Here is a 20,572-nt window from a genome sequence, read left to right as displayed (position 1 = left end):
CACCCGCCCGCGCCGTGCGGTTCTTACGGAGCGGGAACGTCGCGCAGGTGGCCCACCAGTTTGGCGACCTCCCGCGCGTAGTGCTCGGCGAACTCGGGCGAGGCCGGGTCCTGGTCGAAGACGGCCCTGATGAGCTGGGGCAGGGAGATGCCGGCCGCCGCCACCGCGAACAGCGTCACCAGGACGGCGGCGGGGTCGAGGTCGGCGGGGAACTCGCCGTCCTCCTGTCGGCGGCGCAGGTGGTCGAGCTCCCGCCGCACGTCGGCCACGAACGCCGGATCGGGCGGCCCGTCGTCGGTGAGGCTCTGCCAGAGCATCAGCCGGCCGTAGTCGCGGTGGGCGGCGTTGGCGCGCACGTAGTCGGCGGCCAGCTCACCGAGCGAGCCCGAGCGACCGGCGAACGTGCTCTCCTCGGCCTGCCAGCGGGCGGTGAGCGCCCGATGGAGGCCCTCTTTTCCACCGAAATAGTAAGAGATGAGCTGCTTGTTCACCCCGGCCCTGGCGGCGATCTCGCTGACCCGCGCCCCCGCGAACCCCTTGGCCGCGAACTCCTCCAGTGCAGCCTGCAAGATCCGCGCCTTCGTGCGCTCGGGGTCGCGCTGCTTCTCCTCGGGTGCTCGTCTCATGGTCCGGAGCTTATCATCCATCCGGATGGTTGACTCAATTAGCCGTACGGGTGATAGTCGGTGCCATGACGAAGAACATCGCGATCATCGGCGGCGGGATCGGCGGGCTCTGCCTGGCCCAGGGGCTGCGCGGGGCGGGCCTCGACGTGACCGTCTACGAACGGGACCGGACCCCCGGCCGACCGGCTGGGCCTGGTCCAGCGGGTGCCTTCGCTCAAGGTCAAGGTGTTCTCCTGACCGTGTGCCTGTTGCGCGAGACGACCTCGGCGATGACTGTGGAGTCATGCCAGGCGTCGACACGCTGGACGGCCTGCTCGAGGCCGTCGCCGAATTCCGTACGGACGACTACGAGCTCCCGATCGAGGCGGCCGCGCTCGACCGGGCCAGGCGCTCGATCGAGGAGTCGGGGCTGCTGCTGCTCGGCGAGGTGCACGGGGTCAGGGAGAACCCGCTGATCATCCTCGCGCTCATGCGGTCCCTGGAGCTGACCCACCTCGCCCTCGAATGGCCCGAGTCCCTCCAACCGCAGCTCGACGTCTACCTCGCGGACGGGACCGGGCTCGACCATCCGCTGTGGTGGCTCGGCGACGGGCGCGTCACGGCGGGACACTTCGCGGTGCTCAAGGCGATCCCGGAGGTCTCGGTCTCGTTGTTCGACGGGGGCACGTTCACCGGCGACTGGTCGCAGCGGGACGCCTCGATGGCCGAACGGGTGCTGGCCGCGCACGCCGAACCCGCGCTCGTCGTGGCCGGCAACGCCCACACGCTCACCTCGACGACAGAGCTGGGGTTGCCGATGGGCGCCTGTCTGGCCAGCGCGCGGCCGGCGGTGCGGAGCGTGCGGATCGAGTACGGCGCCGGGAGCTTCTACAACATCGAGCCGCGCCGCAGCAAGGGGTACATCGCGGCGGAAGGGCTGCGGATCGTGGAGGATGAGCTGGTCGTGGGGCTGCCGGAGTTCGGCGAGGCCACGGTGCCGCATCTGCCGGTCGAGATGTTGCGGGAGCGGCTCGGTTTCTGAGCACGGCGTCTTCCGCTGCGACGCGGGAGCGCGCAGGGTGCGTACTGTGGACTCGGCGCGCGGTCGTGGAGGGTGGATGCGGGTCGGGATTCTGGGATCGCTGCGGGTGGCGGGCAAGGAGATCGGCGGGGCCCGGGTGCGGGCGTTGCTGGTGCGGCTCGCCCTGGACCCCGGCCGGGTGGTGAGCGCCGATCGGCTGATCGACGACCTGTGGCCGGACGATCCGCCCGCGCATCCGATGGCGGCGCTGCAGTCGCTGGTGTCCAGGGCGCGCAGGGAGGCGCCCGGGCTGATCTCGTCGCATCCGGCCGGATACGCGCTGGATGTGCCGCCGGGCGAGGTGGACGCGTGGGCGTTCGAGCGCCTGGTCCGCGACGGTGACGTACGGCGGGCGCTGGAGTTGTGGCGGGGCACCTCGCTGTCGGACGCGGCCGGCCTGCCGTTCGCCTCGGGCCCCGCGGCACGGCTTGAGGAGCTGCGCCTCACCGCCCTGGCCAACAGGATCGCCGCCGACCTCGCCCGGCCCTCCGATCAGGGCGTCACCGGGCTGGTGGCGGAGCTGGAGGGGCTGGTCGCCGCTCATCCGGTGCGGGAGCCGTTCCATGCGCTGCTCATGCGGGCGCTGAGCGCCAAGGGGCGGCGGGCGGAGGCGCTCACCGTCTTCGAGCGGATCAAGACCGCCCTGGTGGAGGAGCTGGGCGTCGATCCTGGGCCGGAGTTGCGGCAGGCGCATCTGGAGGCGTTGCGGGAGGCGGAGCCGCGGAGCAACGTGCCGGCGCCGGTGACGAGCTTTGTGGGGCGATCGCAGGATATTTCCAGGCTTGGGCGGTTGCTCGGTCTGGCCAGGCTCGTCACGCTCGTCGGCCCTGGCGGGGCCGGGAAGACGCGGCTGGCCATCGAGATGGCGGCGGCGCTGGACGTACCGGATGGGGTGTGGCTGGTCGAGCTGGCGTCGGCGGCGAGCGTGCGGGCGACGGTCGAGGGGGTGCTGAAGGCGACCGACCTCGTCACCGCGTTGCGCGGCACCGAGCCGCTGATCGTGCTGGACAACTGCGAGCACGTGGTCGAGGAGGCCGCGCGGGTGGCGCGGTGGCTGTTGTCGGAGGTGGCGGGGCTGCGGATCCTGGCCACCAGCAGGGAGCCGCTGGACATTCCCGGCGAGAGCCTGCACCAGGTGCTGCCGCTGCCCGAGGGGCCGGCCACCGAGCTGCTCAGGGACCGGGCGGCCGCGGCGCGGCCGGACCTGACGATGGACGGGGAGCAGGCGGCGCGGATCTGCCGGGAGCTGGACGGCATTCCGCTGGCGATCGAGCTGGCCGCCGCCCGGCTGCGCACGATGCCGGTGTCCGTGCTGGTCGAGCAGCTCGGCGACCGGCTGGCCTTCAGGGGCGGGCGGACGTCGGAGCCGAGGCACCGCACGCTGCGGGCGGTCATCGACTGGAGCTGGAACCTGCTGTCGGAGCGCGAGCGCGAGCTGCTGCGCGGCCTGACGGTCTTCTCCGGCGGCGCCACGTACGAGGCCGTCTCCCAGGTCTGCGGCGGCGCCCCCGACCTGCTCTCCTCACTGGTGGACAAGTCGCTCATCGCCGTCTCCGGCGACCGCTACACGATGCTGGAGACCATCAGGCAGTACGCCGCCGCCGACCTGCCCGAGCTGCGCCAGGCCCACGCCCGCTACTACACCGAGCTGGCCGAGCGCGCTGACCCGCACCTGCGGACCGGCGAGCAGCTCACCTGGCTGGCCGTGCTGGACGCCGAGCAGGGCAATCTCGACGCGGCGCTGCGGCACTCCGACGACCCGCTCAGGGTCATCCTGCCGCGGCTGTGGCCGTGGATCATGCGCGGGCGCCAGCGCGAGGTGGGCGAGCAGGCCGCGGCGGTGCTGGCCAGGGTGGGTGCGGTGGCGCCGCCGGGGCGGGAGCTGGCCCACGGTCTGTGCCAGGTGGTGACAGGGGCGGGGATCAGCCGGGCGGTGTACGAGTCCGACCATCCGGCCGCGCTGAACTCCTGGGCGCTGGGCGGCGTGACCGAGCCGCCCGACGACGTGGTGGAGCTGACCGAGCGGGGCGTGGCCCGGCTGCGTACGCATCCCGACCGGTGGACCAGGTCGGCGGCGCTGCTGATCGCGGGCCTCGTGCGGTTCGAGTACGGGCCGGTGGCGGGGGCGGAGGACCTGCTGGAGCCGGCGCTGGCCGGGTTCAGGAAGACCGGCGACCGGTGGGGGCAGTGGGCGGCGCTCTACTGGTTGTCGCTGGTGGCGGAGAACCGGGGCGACTTCGCGGCGGCGGTCGCCCTCGGCGAGGAGCCGGAGCGGCTGGCGGCCGAGTTGTCCGGGCTGGAGACCCCGCTGGGGCCGATGACGTTCCTGCTGCGGCTGGGGCAGCTCAAGGCGCGGGCGGGCGATCACACGGGGGCGGCAGAGGTGCTGGAGCGGGCCTGGGCGGCGGCCGTGCGGTCGCAGGACCAGGGCATCGTGGCCAGGGTCATGCACGCCCGGGCCGAGCTGGCCCGGCGTACCGGCGATCCCGGTGCGGCGGAGCGGCTGCTGAAGGCGGCGCTGGCGCTCGACGCCGAGGTGTCCACGCAGTGCAGGGCGTTCATGCACGTCGAGCTGGCCAGGGTGAGCCCCGAGCCGGCCGGGCCGCTGCGCCGGGCCCTGGAGTTGATGATCGACTGCTCCGACAGGACGGCGCGGGCGACCGTGCTGGAGGGCGTGGCGTGGCACCTGGACCCGCTGCCGGCCGCCGAGTTACTGGGCGCCGCCCGGGCACTGCGCGGGATCGGCGAGTCCGCCGACCCCTTCGTCAAGGACCTGGGCGCGAGATGTGCGGGTACGCTGGGCACCAACGGCTATCAGGCGGCTCTGGAAACGGGCGCGTCGATGCCGAATCCCGAGAGGTACGCGCTGAGCCCGCTCTCCTCCCCGTGATACCGCTCACCCCGTCACCCTACGTTCTTTCAGTTTTACGACTAATGCGCCAAGGTTAGGGCAACTTGCACCGCGAGGTAAGGAGAGCAGTGGCCAGTCCCGGCACGATCGACACTCGAGGCAGTGACTTCGCCCGACTAGCCCATCGAATCGCGGACGCCGGTCTTCTGGACCGGCGTCCCGTGTATTACGCCGTTCGCATCAGCATCAACGCCGTCCTCTACTTCGGCGGCTGGGCCCTGTTCGCCTGGGTGGGCGACTCGTGGCTGCAACTCCTCGTCGCCGTCGCGATGGCCGTGGTCTTCGCGCAACTCGGATTCCTCGCCCACGACCTCGGGCACCGGCAGGTCTTCAGGACCCGGCCGCCGAGTGACATCGCGGGGCTGATCATCGGCAACTTCGGCGTCGGGCTCGGCTGGGGCTGGTGGACCACCAAGCACAACCGCCACCACGCCAATCCCAACCACGAGGACCACGACCCCGACGTCTCCCCCGCGGTGATCGTCTGGTCCGAGGGGCAGGCCGTCAACAGCGCCGGACTGCCACGATTCATCGCGAAGTATCAGGCCTACTGGTTCTTCCCGCTGCTCACGCTCGAAGCGTGGCACCTCCACATCGCCAGCTTCAAGGCGCTGCTCGAGCCCACGACCAAGCGCCGCGGCCTGGAGCTGACGCTGCTCGTCACGCACGTCGTCCTCTACTTCGGCCTGATCTTCACCGTGCTGCCGTTCGGCATGGCGCTGCTGTTCCTGGTCGTGCACCAGGGGTTGTTCGGGCTCTACCTGGGGTCCACGTTCGCGCCCAACCACAAGGGCATGCCCGTGCTGACCAAGGACGACAAGCTCGACTTCCTTCGCAAGCAGGTGCTGACCTCGCGCAACGTCCGAGGCGGCGTGTTCACCGACATCGCGCTCGGCCAGCTCAACTACCAGATCGAGCACCACCTGTTCCCGCACATGCCCGCCCCGAACCTGCGCCGCGCCCAGCCGATCGTGGAGCAGTACTGCGCGGAGATCGGCGTCGACTATCTCCAGACCGGGCTGGTCGAGTCGTACGGGCAGGCGTTGAGCCACCTGCACGAAGTCGGGGCCCCTCTCCGTCGCTAGAAAGGGGCTGGGCGCCCTCAGCGGGCGCCCTCCTCCTCCAGCTTCCTGATCAGGCTGTCGCGGCGGCGTTCGAGGTCGGCGATCAGCTCGACCTGCTCGTCCGCCTGGCTGATCACCGCCGAGATCTCCACCTGGTCGGTCGCGCCCATGTCCCGGATCTGGTCGCGTACTTCCTGGTTCTCGGCTCGGAGCCGGGCCAGGTCCTCTTCGACCTGCCGGAGTTCGTCCTTAGTGCTCATTCATCGGCTCTACCCAAATGCGTGCCGCCGATTACCCTGACATATGCGCAGACGTACAGAATGGGCCCCATGAGCAGGCCGTCGACCAGCACGATCGTGTCTCTCGCCTGGGTCGCCGCCACGCTGGCCGGCGTCGTCATCACCTACGCCTTCCGCGGCTCCGCCGGGGTGAACACGCTGGATGTCGTGCTGCCGCTGCTGGCCTGCGGCGCGATGCTGGTGCGGGCGCGCTACCCCGTCGCGACGCTGGTCGTCGTGGTGGTGTCGGTGGCCGTGTACTACCCCTGGGCGAAGCTGGACGCGCCGATCATCGTGCTGGTGTTCGTCGCGCTCTACACCGCCGCCGACCGGGGCCACCTCGCCGCGGCCATCGCCGCGGGAGCCGCCTCGCTGATGGGCCTGGGCGTGGGCGAGATCGGCGCGGTCAGGCACGTGGGCGACAGCGAGTTCATGATGATCACCGGGTGGGTGGTGGCCGCCATCGCGTTCGGCGGCGTCACCCGCAACCGCCGCGCCTACCTCGTGGAGGCCCGCAAGCACGCGGCCGACGCCCTGCGCAGCAAGGAGGAGGAGGCCAGGCGGCGGGCCGGCGAGGAGCGGCTGCGGATCGCCAGGGAGCTGCACGACGTGCTGGGGCACAACGTCTCCATGATCAACGTGCAGGCCGCGGCGGCGCTGCACGGGCTGAAGAAGCGGCCGGAGGACGCCGAGGCGGCGTTGCGGACGATCAAGGACACCAGTAAGGAGACGCTGCGCGAGCTGCGTACCACGCTGGGCGTGCTGCGGCAGGTGGACGAGGACGCGCCGACCGCGCCCGCCGACAGCCTGGCCCGGGTGGAGACGCTGGTGGCGGCGTCGGGGCTGGAGGTCCGTACGGAGTTGTCGGGGCCGCTCGACGCGGTGCCCACCGAGGTGGACCTGGCCGCCACCCGCATCGTCAGGGAGGCGCTGACCAACGTCTCCCGCCACTCCGGCACAGACCAAGCAACCCTCACCATCACCACCACGTCCGGAAATATCGTCATCTGCGTGGAGGATGACGGGCCGGGCGCCACCTACGACGAGGGCGCCGGCTTCGGCGTGCAGGGCATGCGCGAGCGCGCCACCGCGCTCGGCGGCACCCTGGAGGCCGGCCCGCGCCCCGAAGGCGGCTTCCGCGTCGCCGCCTCATTACCACTGACCCAGCCGACGAACGGGGCTCGATGATCCGCGTACTGCTCGCCGACGACCAGACCTTGGTACGCGCCGGGTTCCGGTCCATCCTCAGCGACGAGGACGACATCGAGGTGGTGGCCGAGGCCGCCAACGGCGCGCAGGCGGTCGCCGGGGCCCGCGAGCACCGGCCCGACGTGGTGCTCATGGACATCCGCATGCCAGAACTCGACGGCCTGGAGGCCACCCGCCGCATCGCCGGGGACTCCGCGCTCGACGGCGTCAGGGTGATCATCCTGACCACGTTCGACCTGGACGACTACGTCTACGGCGCGCTGCGGGTCGGCGCCGCCGGGTTCCTGGTCAAGGACACCGAGCCGGCCGAGCTGATCCACGCGGTCCGGGTCGTGGCCAGGGGCGACGCGCTGATCGCGCCGTCGATCACCCGGCGGCTCATCGCCGAGTTCGCCGGCCGGGTCAAGCGCCCGGAGCCGGGACCCCGGCTCAACGCGCTCACCGAGCGGGAGCGCGAGGTCATGACGCTGGTGGCCGGCGGCCTGTCGAACGACGAGATCGCGGCCCGCCTCGTGCTCAGCCCCGCCACGGCGAAGACGCACGTCAGCCGCATCATGACCAAGCTGGGCGTGCGCGACAGAGCGCAGCTCGTAGTCCTCGCGTACGAGGCCGGCATGATCACCCCGGGCTGGCTTACACCCTGAGTGGTACGCCGGGCCGCCCCATGCGACCCGGGATGTACGCCAGGTGTCGGTCCAGGCATGACGCGGCGGCCGGTGCCGTACCCCGAAGCTCGGGAACATGGACACCCTGGACCTTGCCCGCCTGCAGTTCGCGCTCACCGCGGGCGCGCACTTCCTGTTCGTGGCACTGACCCTGGGCCTGGCGACGCTGGTGGCACTCCTCCAGACCAGGGCGACGTTCTCCAACAGCGCGCTCCACCTGCGGATGACCAGGTTCTGGGGCCAGCTGTACATCATCAACTACGCGATGGGCATCGTCACCGGGCTGGTGATGGAGTTCCAGCTCGGGCTGTCGTGGAGCGGGCTCACCGATTACGCGGGCAACGTGTTCGGCTCGGCGCTGGCGATCGAGACCATGGTGGCGTTCTTCGTCGAGTCCACGTTCCTGGGCCTGTGGATCTTCGGCTGGAACAAGCTGAACCGGTGGGCGCACCTGGCGCTGATCTGGGTGGTGACGCTGACCGCGTACGCGTCGGCGTTCTGGATCATGGTGTCCAACGGCTTCCTGCAGAACCCGGTGGGTCACGTGCTCGACGGCGGCCGGATGCGGCTGACGGACCTCGGCGCGATGGTGACGAACCCGGCGGCGCAGGTGGCGTTCTGGCACATCATGGGCGGCGCGATGATCGTCGGTGGGTTCTTCATGGCCGGGGTGAGCGCGTACCACCTGCGTAAGCGCACCTCCGAGCAGGACTTCTTCCGCAAGTCGCTGCGGACGGGGATGCTCGTGGCGCTGCCGGCCACCTTCTTCACGGTCACCTTCGGCGGCTTCGGGTTCGAGACCCTGCAGCCGAACAAGATCGCGGCGTGGGCCGGCGACACCGGCCTGCTCGCCGACGTCCAGGCCGAGATGACGGCCCTGCACGGGCCGGGGGACTATCTGCCGTCGCTGGGCTGGGTGCAGACCTCCGGCATCACCATGATGACGCTGTGGGCGGTGTTGTCCTTCGTGGCGGCGCTGAGCTGGTTGCTGATGCCGTTCCGGCGGGTCGTGTACGGGTTCCGGCTGTGGCACCGGCTGCTGACGTGGATGATCCCGGTCCCGTTCACGGCCATGATCGCGGGGTGGCTCTTCCGTGAGATGGGGCGGCAGCCCTGGGCCGTGTACGGGCTGCTGACCACGGCCGAGGCCATGTCGCCGATGACCCTGAGCCAGACGATCTTCTCGCTGACGGGGTTCGTCGCGGTGTTCGCGGTGCTGATCTCGGTCAACTACTGGCTACTGGCCCGGCACGCCAGACGCGGTCCCGGCGCGGTGGCGCTGGGCGACCAGCCGATCGACCTCCCCGTTCCCGCCCCCACGTTCTGAGGAGCCGTACATGGAGATCTTGATTCTGGCCTTCTTCACCTTCGGCTACCTCGTGCTGGCCGGGGCCGACATCGGGGTGGGCATGGCGCTGCCGTACCTGGGCAGGTCGGCGGGTGAGCGGCGTGAGGTGATCGCCGCGATCGCGCCGTTCTTCCTGGGCAACGAGGTGTGGCTGGTGGCGGCGGCCGGTGTGCTGGCGGGGCTGTTCCCCGCCCTTGAGGGCGAGGTGCTGCACGGCAACCACACCATGGTGGTGACGCTGCTGCTGGCGTGGGTGGTGCGTGACATGGGGCTGTGGCTGCGCGGGCGCGTGCCCGGCGAGCGCTGGCAGGCGTGCTGGGACGGCGCGATCGTGGCCGGGAGCTGGGGGCTGGCGCTGAGCTGGGGCGCTCTGCTCGCCAACCTGGTGCTCGGCGTCGAGGGGCCGGTGGCGCTGCTGCCCGCGCTGGTCGTGGCCGCGTTGTTCGGCACGCACGGGCTGACGTTCGCGGCGCTGCGGCTGCGCGGGACGTTGCGGGAGCGGGCGGCGGTGTTGTCGGGCGGCGCCGGGGAGGCGCGCACCTATACGCTGACCTCGGCCGCGCTGGTGGCGGTGGGGGCGCTGGCCGGGCTCCGGCTGCCGCTGGAGCCCGGCACGTCGGGGCCGCTGCTGGTGCCGGTGATGCTCACGCTGATCCCGTTCCTGGTGGCCTCCCAGGCGTGGGTGTGGTGGACGTTCAGGCACCGGGTGAGCGGCCCTTCCTATCTCTAGAAGAGGGGCGCCCCGTCCCTGGTCAGCTTCCAGTTGGAGACGGCGAAGTCCGACGGGTCGATGGTGCCCTGGGCGGTGGCGTACTCGATCAGCGCCTGCCTGATCTCCACCTGCGCGTTGTAGACCACCTCGGCGGCCGTGACATGCGGGAAGCCGCCGCCGCCCGACTGGCGGTAGTTGTTGATCGCGACCAGGAACTCCTTGTCGGCGGGGATCGCCGCGCCCTCGTAGGTCAGGTTGGCGATGCGCTGGCCGGCCGGCTTGGCCACGTCGATGTCGTACGCGACCCCGGAGAGCTGGTCGTAGTTGTAGTCGGGGGTGTTGTTCGCGTTCGTCAGCTTGGTGACGTCCACGGGGTCGTTCGGGGCGAGCTGGTTGAAGTATCTGGCCGAGTACTCCAGGTACTCCTTGATCTGCGCGCCGGTCAGCTTGACGGCCATGAGCGTGTTGTCGAAGACGTACAGGCCGGCCACGTCCCTGACCCGGATGTCACCGGCGGGGAAGACGGCGCTGCGGCTGAACGGCGCGGCGATCGACAACACCGGCAGGGTGTTGTCCGGCAGCGCCTGCTTGACCGTCTCCTCCTGCACGTGCTGGATGTAGTCGAGGATCGGCGTGTCCTTGTAAGGAGACTCGGCCGCCGAGAGGTTCTGCGCCGACTGGGCCACGACCTTGTTGACGTAGCCGACCGTGGTGTCGTGCTGCGGCTTCAGCACCTCGACGATCTTCGGGTCCTCCGCGACCGTGTTCGTGTTGAGCGTGGCGGAGGACTTGCCGGTGACCACCCATTTGCCGCGCTGCCTGGCGAGCTGGAAGTCGAGCACCGACAGACGCTGGCCCCACTTGGCCGGCTCTGTCAGCAACACCTGCTTGCCGGTCGTCTTGTTCGTCACGAACTTCTGCGCGACCTCGTTGTGCGCGTGCCCGAACAACACCGCGTCGATGCCCGGCACCTGCTCGGCCACCAGCGCGGAGGCGTTCTCGATCGGCAGGTCACCACCGTAGGAGGACATGCCGTTGTCGCCCGCGTGCGCGGTCACGACGACCACGTCCGCGCCGAGGCCGCGGATGACCGGCACCCACCTCTTCGCCGAGGCGACCAGGTCGGTGAAGCGCAGCTTGCCCTCGACGTTCGCCTTGTCCCAGATGGCCACGCCGGGGTTGGTCAGACCCAGCACGCCCACCTTGATCGGCTTTTCGCCCTTGACCTTCATCGTCTTGATCACGAACGGCTTGTACGCGGGCAGCCCCGACTTGTCGTAGACCGCGTTCGCGCCCAGCACCGGGGCCTTCATCTGCTTGATCCAGGTGGCCAGCAGCGGCAGACCGTAGTTGAACTCGTGGTTGCCCAGGGTCACGGCGTCGTAGCCGATGGCGTTCATGGCCTTGGCCATCGGGTGGATCGGACCGCCCTGGGTGATCGGCTCGACCTTGGCGTAGTAGTAGGCCAGCGGGGTCCCCTGAATGGTGTCGCCCGAGTCGAACAGCAGCGTGTGGTCGGCTCCGCGCTCGGCCCTGATCTTGTTGACCAGTGAGGACACCTTCGCCAGGCCGATGTTGTTGCCCTGGCTGTCGGAGTAGCCGCTGTCCTTGAAGTAGTCCCAGTTGAGACCGTTGCCGTGGATGTCGGACGTGCCCATCACCGTCACCGTGACCGATTCGGCCGGCGGCCCGGCCTGCGCGGGGGGCGCCACCAGGGCCAGCGCGCACAGTGCGGCGGCCCCGGTGAGGGCGAGCTTCTTGGTCTGCATGAAGCTGGAGATTACCGTGCCGGATTTACCCGCCGGTTACGAACTTCCTGATCAAGGCCGTGACCTCGGCCGGGCGCTCGTGCAGGACCACGTGGCCGCTGTCCAGCTCGGCGTACTCGCTGCCGGGCAGCGCCGCGTGCAGGGCGCGGGCGTGCTCGACCGGGATCAGGTGGTCCTGGGTGTTGCCGACGACCAGGGTGGGGGCGGTGATCTTCGGCAGCAGGTCCCTGATGTCCACGCGCAGGTCCAGCTCGATCTGGCGGAGGGTGCCGTGCGGGGGCTCGCCCTCCATCAGCGTCTTGGTGCCCACCGAGCCGACGAACCCGGGGCTGAACGCGACGAGCGGCCCGTACGCGGCGAAGCTCTCGGGGTCGGTGCCGGCCAGCCGCGCCCATGTGCGCAGGCCCAGCTCCAGCCGTGAGTCCGCCAGATGGGTCCAGCCCGCGATCAGCACCAGCCGCCTGACCAGCTCGGGCCGCTCGGCCGCGACCTTGGCCGCCACGGCCGCTCCCAGCGAGAAGCCGACGAGGTCGGAGGGGCCCTCGAACGCGGCGGCGACCTGTCCGGCGAGCAGGTCGAGGGTGAGGTCTCCGCCCGGGTCGGCGGTCTGGCCGCTGCCGGCGTAGTCGGGGGTGATCACAGTGCGGACGTCGGCCAGGCCGGGGACGAGGTGGGCGTAGTTGCTGACGGCGTCACCGCCGGTGCCGTGCACCATGACCAGGCCGGGGCCGCTGCCGGCCCGGTGGTAGTGGACGGCGCCTGAGGCGTGGGTCGCGGTGGGCATGTCGTGCTCCTAGAGGTTTCCGCCGCCGGTGGCGTCGATGGTGGTGCCGGTGATGAACGAGGCGTCACGCGAGGCGGTGAACGAGACGGCCGCGGCGATCTCCTCCACGCGGCCGAGCCGGTTGAGCGCGTGCCTGCTCGCCGCGTACGCCCGCGCGGCCGGGTCACCGCGCAGCCAGGCGTTGGTGTCGGTGTCGATGATCCCGGGCGCGACGTTGTTGACCGTGATGCCGCGCGGGCCCAGCTCCTTGGCCAGGGCCAGGGTGAACACCTGCACCGCGCCCTTCGTCATGGCGTACGCGATGCCCTCGGGAAAGGCGATGCGGGCCACGCCCGAGGTGATGTTGACGATCCGCCCGCCGTCGGGAACCAGCGGCAACACCTGCTGGGTGAGGAAGAACAGCCCCTTGACGTTGACGGCGAAGATCCTTTCGTACGCCTCCTCGTCCTCCTGCGTCATGGGCTTGGACATGCCGATGCCTGCGTTGTTGACCAGCACGTCGAGCGTGTCCGTCTCGCTTGCGACCCGGTCCGCGAGGCGCCGCACGTCCTCCTGGACCCCCAGGTCGGCCTGGACGGCGAACGCGCTGCCTCCCGCCTGCTCGATCAGGCCCACGACCTCCTTGGCCGCCGCCTCATTCCTGGCGTAGTTGACGGCCACGCGCAGGCCGTCCGCGGCCAGGCGCAGCGCGATGGCGCGGCCGATCCCCCTGCTCGCTCCCGTCACGAGTGCGGTCTTCATCACCCGGTCTCCTTTCTTTAGCGATCGATAAAGCACGATAACATAGCGATCGCTATAGAATGTGCGCATGGCCAGACAACGGGCGTTCGACAGGGAAGCGGCGCTGGAGAGCGCGCTGCTCGCGTTCTGGCGGCACGGCTACGAGGCGACCTCGGTCGCGGAGCTGACCGCCGCGATGGACATCAGGCCCCCCAGCCTGTACGCCGCCTTCGGGGACAAGCGGCGGCTGTTCGAGGAGGCGGTGCGCCGCTACCAGGAGACCTACGGCGCCTTCACCACCCGCGCGCTGGCCGAGGAGCCCACAGGACGCCGGGCCGTCGAGCGGGTGTTGCGCGAGGCGGCGGCCGAGTACGCGCACACCGATCGCCCCAGAGGCTGCCTGGTGATCACGGCGGCGGTGAACTGCGGGCCTGAGTCGGCCGAGGTGGAGGAGTTGTTGCGGGGGTTCAGGGAGGAGGCCAAGGCGGCGATCAGGCGGCGGATCGACGAGGACGCGGCGGCCGGGCGGCTGCCTCCGGGGACGGACACGGCGGGGCTGGCGACGTTCTACGCCTCGGTGATCCAGGGCATGTCCACCCAGTCCCGCGACGGCGCCGCCCATGAGGACCTGCTCGCCGTCGCCACCCTCGCCATGTCCGCCTATCCGGTCACAGGGACTTGACCGAGGCGTCCTCCGGGGGGATGTCCGGGGGTGCGGCGCGCAGCCAGCGGCAGCCGTGCGGGTCCAGCGCCAGCCGGGCCACGCCCTTCCCCGACACCTCCAGCGTCCCGTCCACCAGCAGGTCGGTGAGGCGGCAGCCGTCCAGTCCGTCCAGCGGCAGCTCCACGTCGACCGCCGTGTCGCAGAGGTTGTGCGCGACCACCACCGTGGCGCCGTCGGCGTCACAGCGGTGGGCCAGGACGGCCGGGTGGCCGGTGTCCAGCACCGTGTGCTCGCCCCAGGCCAGCTCAGGGCACTCACGGTAGCGTTCGATGAGGAGCTGGAACCAGCGCAGTAACGAGTTCGTGTCCCGTTTCTGGTCGGCCACGTTCACCCGGTCGGGGGCGAAGGAGCCCTCGGGGTCCTTACGTACCGGCTCCGCCTGGCTGAACCCGCCGCTCGCCGACCACTGCATCGGGACGCGGACCGCCATCCGGCCCTCCTCCTCCAGGTTCTCCCCCATCCCGATCTCCTCGCCGTAGAAGATCACGGGTGTGCCGGGCAACGAGAACAGCAGGCTGTAGGCCATCTTCACGCGCCGCAGGTCGCCGCCGAACATGCTCGGCAGGCGGCGGCGCAGCCCGCGCCCGTAGATCTGCATGTCCGGGCTCGGCCCGAACGCCTGGAAGACCTCCCGCCGCTCGTCCTCGGTCAGCTTGTCGAGGGTGAGCTCGTCGTGGTTGCGCAGGAACATGGCCCACTGGCAGTCCTTGGGCGGCTTCGGCCGCTCGCGCAGGGCGGTGGCCAGCGCGGTCGCGTCGTTGCGGGCCATCGACAACCAGGCGCTCTGCATGCCGATGAAGTCGAAGCACATGGTGATCTGGTCGCCCAGGCCGTCGCCGAAGTAGGCGAGCAGGTCCTTGTACGGGACGTTCACCTCGCCGAGCAGGATCGATCCGCCCATGCGCCGCGACATGAACGCCCGCAGGTCGGCCAGGAACTCGTGCGGGTTCGCCAGTTTCGGGTTGACGTTCTCGATGAGGAACGGCACCGCGTCCACCCGGAACCCCGACAGCCCCAGCTCCATCCAGAAGCCGAGAATGCGCGTGATCTCGTCCCTGACCTCGGGGTTGGCCACGTTCAGGTCCGGCTGGTGGCGGTAGAAGCTGTGCAGGTAGTACTGGCCGGAGCTCTCGTCGTACTCCCAGACGCTGTTCTCCTTGTCGGGGAAGACGATCTGCTCGGGATTGTCGGGTTCCGGGGTGTCGGACCAGACGTACCAGTCGCGGCGGGGCGAGTCCTTGCCCGACCGCGCCTCCTCGAACCAGGGGTGCCGGTCGGAGGTGTGGTTGACGACGAGATCCGCGATCACCCGCAGGCCGCGGTCGTGGGCGGTGCGCATGAACTCCACGAAGTCGCCCAGCGTGCCCAGTCTCGGATCGATGCTGTAGAAGTCGGTGATGTCGTACCCGTCGTCCCGGTTGGGGGTGGGGAAGAACGGCATGAGCCAGAGGCAGGTCACGCCGAGCCCCGCGAGATAGTCGATCTGCTGCGTCAGGCCACGGAAATCGCCCACGCCATCGTCGTTGCCGTCCTTGAACGTCTCCACGTCCAAGCAGTAGATGACGGCGTTCTTGTGCCAGACGTCGGAGGTGTACGTCAGTCGCATCGCCTCCCGCTACCCCCGACGGCCGCCCTCATCCACGGCCTGTCGATCTGGGTAGATCCCGTTCGTATAGAGGTAAACGTCCCCAGGAAGGATCCGTGATGTCGTTCACCGACGAAGAGATCGCCTACCTCCGGTCGCAGCCGCTGGCCCGGGTGGCGACGCTGTCCGATGACGGGCAGCCGGACGTGGTGCCGGTGGCCTTCGAGTTCGACGGGAGCTGTTTCTGGATCGGCGGGTCCGGCGCGCAGGTGCTGCGTACCAGGAAATTTCGCAATATCGGGGCGGGGGCGAGCAAGGTGGCGCTGGTGGTGGACGACATGCCGTCCTTCGACCCGTTCGTGGCCCGTGGCGTGCGCGTCTACGGCCTGGCCGAGCCGCCGGTGGAGCGGGTCGGCATGGTCGGGCCCGGCCTGTACGCGCGCGTCACGCCGACGATCTCGTGGAGCTGGAACCTGGCCGGCGAGCCGGTCGGCGACACCTGGTACGCGTCGAGGCGCACCGTCCACGGGTAGCTCAGCGCGGCGTCCTGGCCGCCTGCCTGGCCCGTAGGGCGATCTCCAGCTCGAACCGGATGTCCGGATCGGCGAGCTGGTCGCCGTACAACTCTTCAAGCTGCCGCAGCCGGTAGCGCACGGTCTGCGGGTGCACGTGCAGCTTGGCCGCCACCTCACCGGCGCCCCTGCCGTGCCGCAACCAGGCCAGCAACGTCTCCGCCAGCCGGTCCTGCTGCGTGGGCCGCAGGTCGGCCAGGGGCGCGAGCCGCGTCTCCGCCAGCGCGCTGACCAGCTCCTCGTCCTTGAACACCACCAGCGTGGCCAGGTGGTCCTCGCACCGCAGCAGCCCACGAGGCAGCACGCCGCGCCGCGACAACTCCAGCGCCTCCCCGGCCCACCGCAGCGACGTCGCGGCCGAGACCAGGGGAACGCCGGGGCCGATGGCCGCGCGGCGACCGCGCAGGGCGTGCTGCAACGTCTGCGCCCGGCCCGGCCCCGCGGGGTCGGGCACCAGGAGGCACGGCACGGCTCGCTCATGGCCGGTGAGCACGTCGGGCGGCAGCGGGGGCACCCGGCCGTGCTGGTCGTCGAGCGCCACGCAGGCGACCGTCCTCGGCAGCCGCCAGCCGGCGGCCTTGGCCAGGTCGGCGATGGCCTCTGAACCGGCGGGCGGCCGGCTGAGCAGCAGGTCGAGCAGGCGGCCGCGGCGTCGGTCGATCTCGCCGGCGGCGTGCGCCCTGGCCTCGTCGAAGCCTTCTGCCGCGGCGTCGGCGAGCTGGTCGAGGTAGACGAAGATGGCCTCGCCCAGGTCGTACAGGGACTGGGGGCTCAGCCCGAGCGGGCCGGCGATCTCGGTCAGGCGCCGCCAGCCGACCCGGGCGCCGAGCCGCATCGCCGCCTGGAGCGGCTCCAGGTTGCGGCCCTCGGCCGCCTCCCCCTTGCCGATCATGCGGAACGGCTCGGGGTCCCAGGGGGCGTCAGGGCTCTCGACGCGGTCGAGGAAGCCCTCGATGGCCTGCTCGACCGTCATCCGCACGACCTTCATGTAGATCTCGTCCGACGGCCGGGCGTATTCGGGGATGCGGGTCTGGATCTCCTCGATCACCTCTTCTGAGACCCGGCCGATGCCCGACCTGAGCGTGCGCACGATGTCCGCGGGTGTACGGCTCTCGCTGTTGTCACTCTTGATGGCCATCGTCCCTCCTGCCGCCATTGTGACCCAGGCAACAGAAGAATGTGCAGCAAGTGCTTGTTTCTTATCACTTCTGGAGGAAAGCGCTGAACTCCTCGATGTCGATCAGGCCATCGCCGTCCTTGTCCAGCTTGAGCACTCCCTCCTGTGCGGTCTCCAGCGTCGTGGGCTGGCCGAGCACCTCCATCAGCCGGACGAGCTCGACGGCGGAGATGCGGCCGTCCTTGTCGGCGTCGATCAGGTTGAAGGTGGTCTCGTAGTCGCTCATGGATGCGCCTTCCTTTGATCCGATATCGGGTCAGACCTTAGTAGCGGCCTGCCGTAGTGCGTCGATGAATGCAGTGACTTGTGGGCTCTTATCCCCTTCGCGCCAGGCAATGGCCAGTTCCCCGGGAGGCAGCCCTGTAACAGGCCGGTACGCCATGCCGGGCCTGTTGTACAACATGGCGTTGCCCTCCGCCACCAGGACGACGCCGAGCCCGCTGGTCACGGCCTCGAACACCTCCTCGGGCGTGTTGGCGGTGACCCCGATGACCGGCTCGTCCTCCCGCGCGTCGAGCCCGAGCCAGAAGTCCCGCAGCGGCCCCGCCGCCGGGGGCAACGCGATGAACGGCTCGTCGCGCAGCGCCGAGAACGGAATCTCCGCCAGCTCGGCCAGCGGGTGATCGGCCGGCATGGCGACCCCGCGCCGCTCGGTGGCCAGCACGTACGTCCTCAGCCCCGGCGGCACCGGCAACCAGATGAACGCCACACCGGAGGACCCGTCGGCCAGCCCGCCACTGGGGTCATCCCATCCGACCAGCCGCAACGACACCTCCCACCCCGGCATCGCGGCCCTGAACCGGCGCAGCGCCTCCTGCTGCAACCCTCGCCCCACGGCCGTCTGCATCCCGATCACCAGCGTCCCCGTGGGCGCCGCCGCCCGCGCGGCCTCCGCCCCGGCGCCCCACCGTTCGAGCAGGTCACGGGCGACCGGCAGCAACACCGCGCCCTGCCTGGTGAGCACGACCCCGCCGGGCACCCGCTCGAACAGCTGGAACCCGAGCTGCCGCTCCAGCACCCTGAGCTGCTTCGACAGCGCGGGCTGGGAGACGAACAGCCGCTCGGCGGCCCTGGTCACGTTCAGGTCCTCGGCCACCGCCACGAAATACCGCAACTCACGCAAATGCACGTCCATAGCCACTGGTTATAGCAAAAGGTCTTGGACACGCGACCGCGCCCGGCGGCAGGATCGACACCATGAAGACACGCACTCTTGGCAGCTTGCAGGTTCCCGCGATCGGTTTCGGCGCGATGGTGTTGTCGCCCGGCGTGTACGGCGAGGTGGACGACACCCGGTCCGAGACCGCGATCAAGTCGGCGCTGGACGCGGGCGGCACCCACGTGGACACCAGCGACGCCTACGGCGCGAACGGCCACAACGAGCGCCTGGTCGGCCGGGCGATCAAGGGCCGCAGGGACGAGGTGGTGGTCGCGACCAAGTTCGGCCTGGCGATCCCGGAGGGCGAGGCGCGCCGGTCGTACCCGGTCGGGTACGCCTTCGGCGAGCTCCAGGTGAACGCCGCCCCCCACCTGGTGCGCCCCTACGCCGAACGCAGCCTGCGCAACCTCGGCCTCGACGCGATCGACCTCTACTACGCCCACTACCCCGACCCCGGCGTGCCGATCGAGGAGACCGTGGGGGCGATGGCGGAGCTGGTGCGCGACGGCCTGGTCAAGCACCTCGGCCTGTCCAACGTGACCGCCGCCCAGCTCAGGGCGGCGCACGCGGTGCACCCGGTGGCGGCCGTGCAGAACGAGTGGTCGATGTGGCGCCCCGTGGACGCCGACCTGCTGGCCACGGCGCGCGAGCTGGGCGTCGGGATCGTGGCCTGGAGCCCGCTGGGCAACGGCTTCCTGACCGGCACGGTGCAGGAGCTCGGCGAGGGCGACTTCCGCCACAACGCGCCCCGCTTCTCGGCCGAGAACCTGGCCGGCAACAACGACCGCTACGCCCCGATCAGGGCGCTGGCCACGCACCTGGGCATCACCCCCGCGCAGCTGGCCCTGGCCTGGCTGCTGCACCAGGACGAGCACGTGGTGGCGATCCCCGGCAGCCGCACCCCGGCCCACATCGAGGAGAACCTGGCCGCCGCCGGCCTCACCCTCCACCCCGACACCCTGGCCAGGATCGACGAGGCCCTGGGCAGGTTCCAGGTGAGCGGCGGGACACTGCTCTAGATCGCCGCCGCCGGCCTGCCCCGTACGAGGGTCGCCAGCCAGACCGTGGCCAGCGCGGCGTACATGCCGAGCAGCGCCACGGCCGGCGCGGAGACGACCACCGAGACGACGGCGGCCACGCCGAGCAGGCCCGCCCAGCCGTACAGGACGACCCGCCGCCGCGGCGAGCCGGTGTGCGCGGCCTCCTGGGCGGGCGTCACCAGGGCCATGACGGCCGGACCCGCCGTTGCGACCGCGTCCCAGCCCATCGCGAGGCCCAGCCCGAGCAGGACCGCGCCCACCCCGACCAGGCAGCAGGACACCACGGCCACCCGCGCCTCGACGCCCTCGAACAGCAGGCGGGTGGCCCTGGCCCTGGCCAGCCGCAACGTGGTCCACGACTCGGCCACCCACGCCACCCAGTGCAGGAAGGCGAGGATGATGAAGATCACGATGACCGGCGGGACCGCGGGCAACAGGAAGATCAGCCGCCAGCCGCCGGGGAAGCGGCCCCGCAGCCGCGACAACCACCGGTACAGCGGGTTGCGCTGCTTGAGCGCCGCCACGAGCAGGTCCCTGGCCTGCCCGTACCCGGGGTCGAGGCGCAACACCTCGCGGAACGCCTCCGCCGCCCGCCGGGGATCGCCGAACCTCAGCGCCGTGAGCCCGTAGACGAAGTGCGCGGTCGGGCTCTCCGGATCGAGTTGTACGGCGTGCGCGGCGGCGGCATCGGCCTGCCCCGCCTCGCCCAGGTTGACGTACGCCAGCGCCAGCAGGCTCACCAGGTCGGAGTCCTGCGGATCGATCTCCAGCCCACGCCGGGCCGCGTCGGTCATCAGCGGCCACTCGCCCTTGAGCATGTGGGTCCGCGACAGCAGCTCCCAGGTCGGGGCGTACTCGGGCTGGAGGTCCAGGGCCGCGCGGATGGCGGCCATGGCCTCCTCGGGGCGGCGGGCGCGGTAGTACACCTGGGCGGCGGCGTAGTGGGGGAACCACTGGTCGGGCGCGAGCCCCACCGCCTCGTGGGCCTCCTCGACGGCCTCGGCGACCTGGCGCTGCTCGATCAGGGCGAGCGCCAGCAGGGCGTGTCCGTTGACGTCGGACGGCTCCTGGGCGAGCAGGCCGCGCAACTCCCGCTCGGCGTCGGCCGGGCGGCGCATCTGCAGGAGCGTGCGCGCCCGCTGGATCGGATCCCCGACCTTCACCACTTG

20 protein-coding genes are annotated in these 20,572 nt (G+C 70.7%); 10 read left to right on the top strand and 10 right to left on the bottom strand.

Annotation, left to right across the window (positions count from 1 at the left end; genetic code table 11):
- Window positions 1-23: 23 nt before the first annotated feature.
- The gene (locus ACFPZ3_RS13850) at window positions 24-626 is read right to left on the bottom strand and encodes a TetR/AcrR family transcriptional regulator (protein WP_379514460.1); all 603 of its coding nucleotides are present in this window, start codon (window positions 624-626) and stop codon (window positions 24-26) included.
- Between the two features lie 65 nt (window positions 627-691).
- Between ACFPZ3_RS13850 and ACFPZ3_RS13845 the strand changes: the two genes are divergently transcribed.
- The 3 genes from ACFPZ3_RS13845 (at window position 692) to ACFPZ3_RS13835 (ending at window position 5,682) form a co-directional block, all read left to right on the top strand.
- Complete coding sequence (locus ACFPZ3_RS13845; protein ID WP_379514459.1) at window positions 692-1,081, top strand: FAD-dependent oxidoreductase; 390 nt, start codon at window positions 692-694, stop codon at window positions 1,079-1,081.
- Between the two features lie 642 nt (window positions 1,082-1,723).
- Entirely contained in the window at window positions 1,724-4,576 is a 2,853-nt protein-coding gene (locus ACFPZ3_RS13840; RefSeq protein WP_379514458.1) for an AfsR/SARP family transcriptional regulator, read from the top strand.
- Between the two features lie 182 nt (window positions 4,577-4,758).
- On the top strand, window positions 4,759-5,682 hold the full coding sequence (locus tag ACFPZ3_RS13835) for a fatty acid desaturase family protein (protein ID WP_379514457.1): 924 nt from the start codon (window positions 4,759-4,761) through the stop codon (window positions 5,680-5,682).
- A 17-nt stretch (window positions 5,683-5,699) separates the two neighbouring features.
- Here the strand turns inward: ACFPZ3_RS13835 and ACFPZ3_RS13830 are convergent, their stop codons facing one another.
- Window positions 5,700-5,921: a hypothetical protein gene (locus tag ACFPZ3_RS13830; protein ID WP_379514456.1), complete on the bottom strand. Its 222-nt coding sequence runs from the start codon at window positions 5,919-5,921 to the stop codon at window positions 5,700-5,702.
- A gap of 69 nt (window positions 5,922-5,990) precedes the next feature.
- Between ACFPZ3_RS13830 and ACFPZ3_RS13825 the strand changes: the two genes are divergently transcribed.
- From ACFPZ3_RS13825 to ACFPZ3_RS13810, 4 genes are all read left to right on the top strand, one after another.
- Window positions 5,991-7,127 carry a sensor histidine kinase gene (locus ACFPZ3_RS13825; RefSeq protein WP_379514455.1) on the top strand — a complete coding sequence of 379 codons (1,137 nt, stop codon included), beginning with the start codon at window positions 5,991-5,993 and terminating at the stop codon, window positions 7,125-7,127.
- Window positions 7,124-7,792, top strand: coding sequence for a response regulator (locus ACFPZ3_RS13820; protein ID WP_379514454.1), 669 nt, complete (start codon window positions 7,124-7,126; stop codon window positions 7,790-7,792). The genes ACFPZ3_RS13825 and ACFPZ3_RS13820 overlap by 4 nt, the downstream gene beginning before the upstream one ends.
- A gap of 97 nt (window positions 7,793-7,889) precedes the next feature.
- Complete coding sequence (locus ACFPZ3_RS13815; RefSeq protein ID WP_379514453.1) at window positions 7,890-9,140, top strand: cytochrome ubiquinol oxidase subunit I; 1,251 nt, start codon at window positions 7,890-7,892, stop codon at window positions 9,138-9,140.
- Window positions 9,141-9,150: 10 nt separating this feature from the next.
- Window positions 9,151-9,891 carry a cytochrome d ubiquinol oxidase subunit II gene (locus ACFPZ3_RS13810; RefSeq protein WP_379514452.1) on the top strand — a complete coding sequence of 247 codons (741 nt, stop codon included), beginning with the start codon at window positions 9,151-9,153 and terminating at the stop codon, window positions 9,889-9,891.
- On the opposite strand, the gene ACFPZ3_RS13805 is transcribed toward ACFPZ3_RS13810, so the two are convergent.
- From ACFPZ3_RS13805 to ACFPZ3_RS13795, 3 genes are read right to left on the bottom strand one after another with little or no spacing between them, the layout of a single operon-like run.
- Complete coding sequence (locus ACFPZ3_RS13805) at window positions 9,888-11,642, bottom strand: bifunctional metallophosphatase/5'-nucleotidase (protein WP_379514451.1); 1,755 nt, start codon at window positions 11,640-11,642, stop codon at window positions 9,888-9,890. The two genes, ACFPZ3_RS13810 and ACFPZ3_RS13805, sit on opposite strands and share 4 nt — an antisense overlap.
- Before the next feature lie 25 nt (window positions 11,643-11,667).
- A complete protein-coding gene (locus tag ACFPZ3_RS13800; RefSeq protein ID WP_379514450.1) occupies window positions 11,668-12,426 on the bottom strand; it encodes an alpha/beta fold hydrolase in 759 nt (252 codons plus the stop codon).
- Between the two features lie 9 nt (window positions 12,427-12,435).
- Entirely contained in the window at window positions 12,436-13,167 is a 732-nt protein-coding gene (locus ACFPZ3_RS13795) for an SDR family NAD(P)-dependent oxidoreductase (protein WP_379514449.1), read from the bottom strand.
- 67 nt (window positions 13,168-13,234) lie between these two features.
- Here ACFPZ3_RS13795 and ACFPZ3_RS13790 point away from each other — a divergent pair, with 67 nt between their 5' ends.
- Window positions 13,235-13,828 carry a TetR/AcrR family transcriptional regulator gene (locus tag ACFPZ3_RS13790; protein WP_379514448.1) on the top strand — a complete coding sequence of 198 codons (594 nt, stop codon included), beginning with the start codon at window positions 13,235-13,237 and terminating at the stop codon, window positions 13,826-13,828.
- Here ACFPZ3_RS13790 and ACFPZ3_RS13785 read toward each other — a convergent pair.
- Window positions 13,815-15,476, bottom strand: coding sequence for an alpha-amylase family protein (locus ACFPZ3_RS13785; protein ID WP_379514447.1), 1,662 nt, complete (start codon window positions 15,474-15,476; stop codon window positions 13,815-13,817). The genes ACFPZ3_RS13790 and ACFPZ3_RS13785 overlap by 14 nt on opposite strands.
- A gap of 98 nt (window positions 15,477-15,574) precedes the next feature.
- Here ACFPZ3_RS13785 and ACFPZ3_RS13780 point away from each other — a divergent pair, with 98 nt between their 5' ends.
- Window positions 15,575-15,988 carry a PPOX class F420-dependent oxidoreductase gene (locus ACFPZ3_RS13780; RefSeq protein ID WP_379514446.1) on the top strand — a complete coding sequence of 138 codons (414 nt, stop codon included), beginning with the start codon at window positions 15,575-15,577 and terminating at the stop codon, window positions 15,986-15,988.
- Window position 15,989: 1 nt separating this feature from the next.
- Here the strand turns inward: ACFPZ3_RS13780 and ACFPZ3_RS13775 are convergent, their stop codons facing one another.
- From ACFPZ3_RS13775 to ACFPZ3_RS13765, 3 genes are all read right to left on the bottom strand, one after another.
- Window positions 15,990-17,165 (bottom strand): RsbRD N-terminal domain-containing protein, encoded by a 1,176-nt coding sequence (locus tag ACFPZ3_RS13775; RefSeq protein ID WP_379514445.1) that lies wholly within the window; start codon window positions 17,163-17,165, stop codon window positions 15,990-15,992.
- 64 nt (window positions 17,166-17,229) lie between these two features.
- A complete protein-coding gene (locus ACFPZ3_RS13770; protein ID WP_379514444.1) occupies window positions 17,230-17,430 on the bottom strand; it encodes an EF-hand domain-containing protein in 201 nt (66 codons plus the stop codon).
- A gap of 30 nt (window positions 17,431-17,460) precedes the next feature.
- The gene (locus ACFPZ3_RS13765; protein ID WP_379514443.1) at window positions 17,461-18,339 is read right to left on the bottom strand and encodes a LysR family transcriptional regulator; all 879 of its coding nucleotides are present in this window, start codon (window positions 18,337-18,339) and stop codon (window positions 17,461-17,463) included.
- 62 nt (window positions 18,340-18,401) lie between these two features.
- Here ACFPZ3_RS13765 and ACFPZ3_RS13760 point away from each other — a divergent pair, with 62 nt between their 5' ends.
- Window positions 18,402-19,382 carry an aldo/keto reductase gene (locus ACFPZ3_RS13760; RefSeq protein WP_379514442.1) on the top strand — a complete coding sequence of 327 codons (981 nt, stop codon included), beginning with the start codon at window positions 18,402-18,404 and terminating at the stop codon, window positions 19,380-19,382.
- Here the strand turns inward: ACFPZ3_RS13760 and ACFPZ3_RS13755 are convergent.
- On the bottom strand, window positions 19,379-20,566 hold the full coding sequence (locus tag ACFPZ3_RS13755) for a tetratricopeptide repeat protein (protein ID WP_379514441.1): 1,188 nt from the start codon (window positions 20,564-20,566) through the stop codon (window positions 19,379-19,381). The genes ACFPZ3_RS13760 and ACFPZ3_RS13755 overlap by 4 nt on opposite strands.
- Window positions 20,567-20,572 lie beyond the last annotated feature (6 nt).

The organism is Nonomuraea insulae (assembly GCF_042656245.1).
This window is presented reverse-complemented; position numbering and strand designations above follow the sequence as displayed.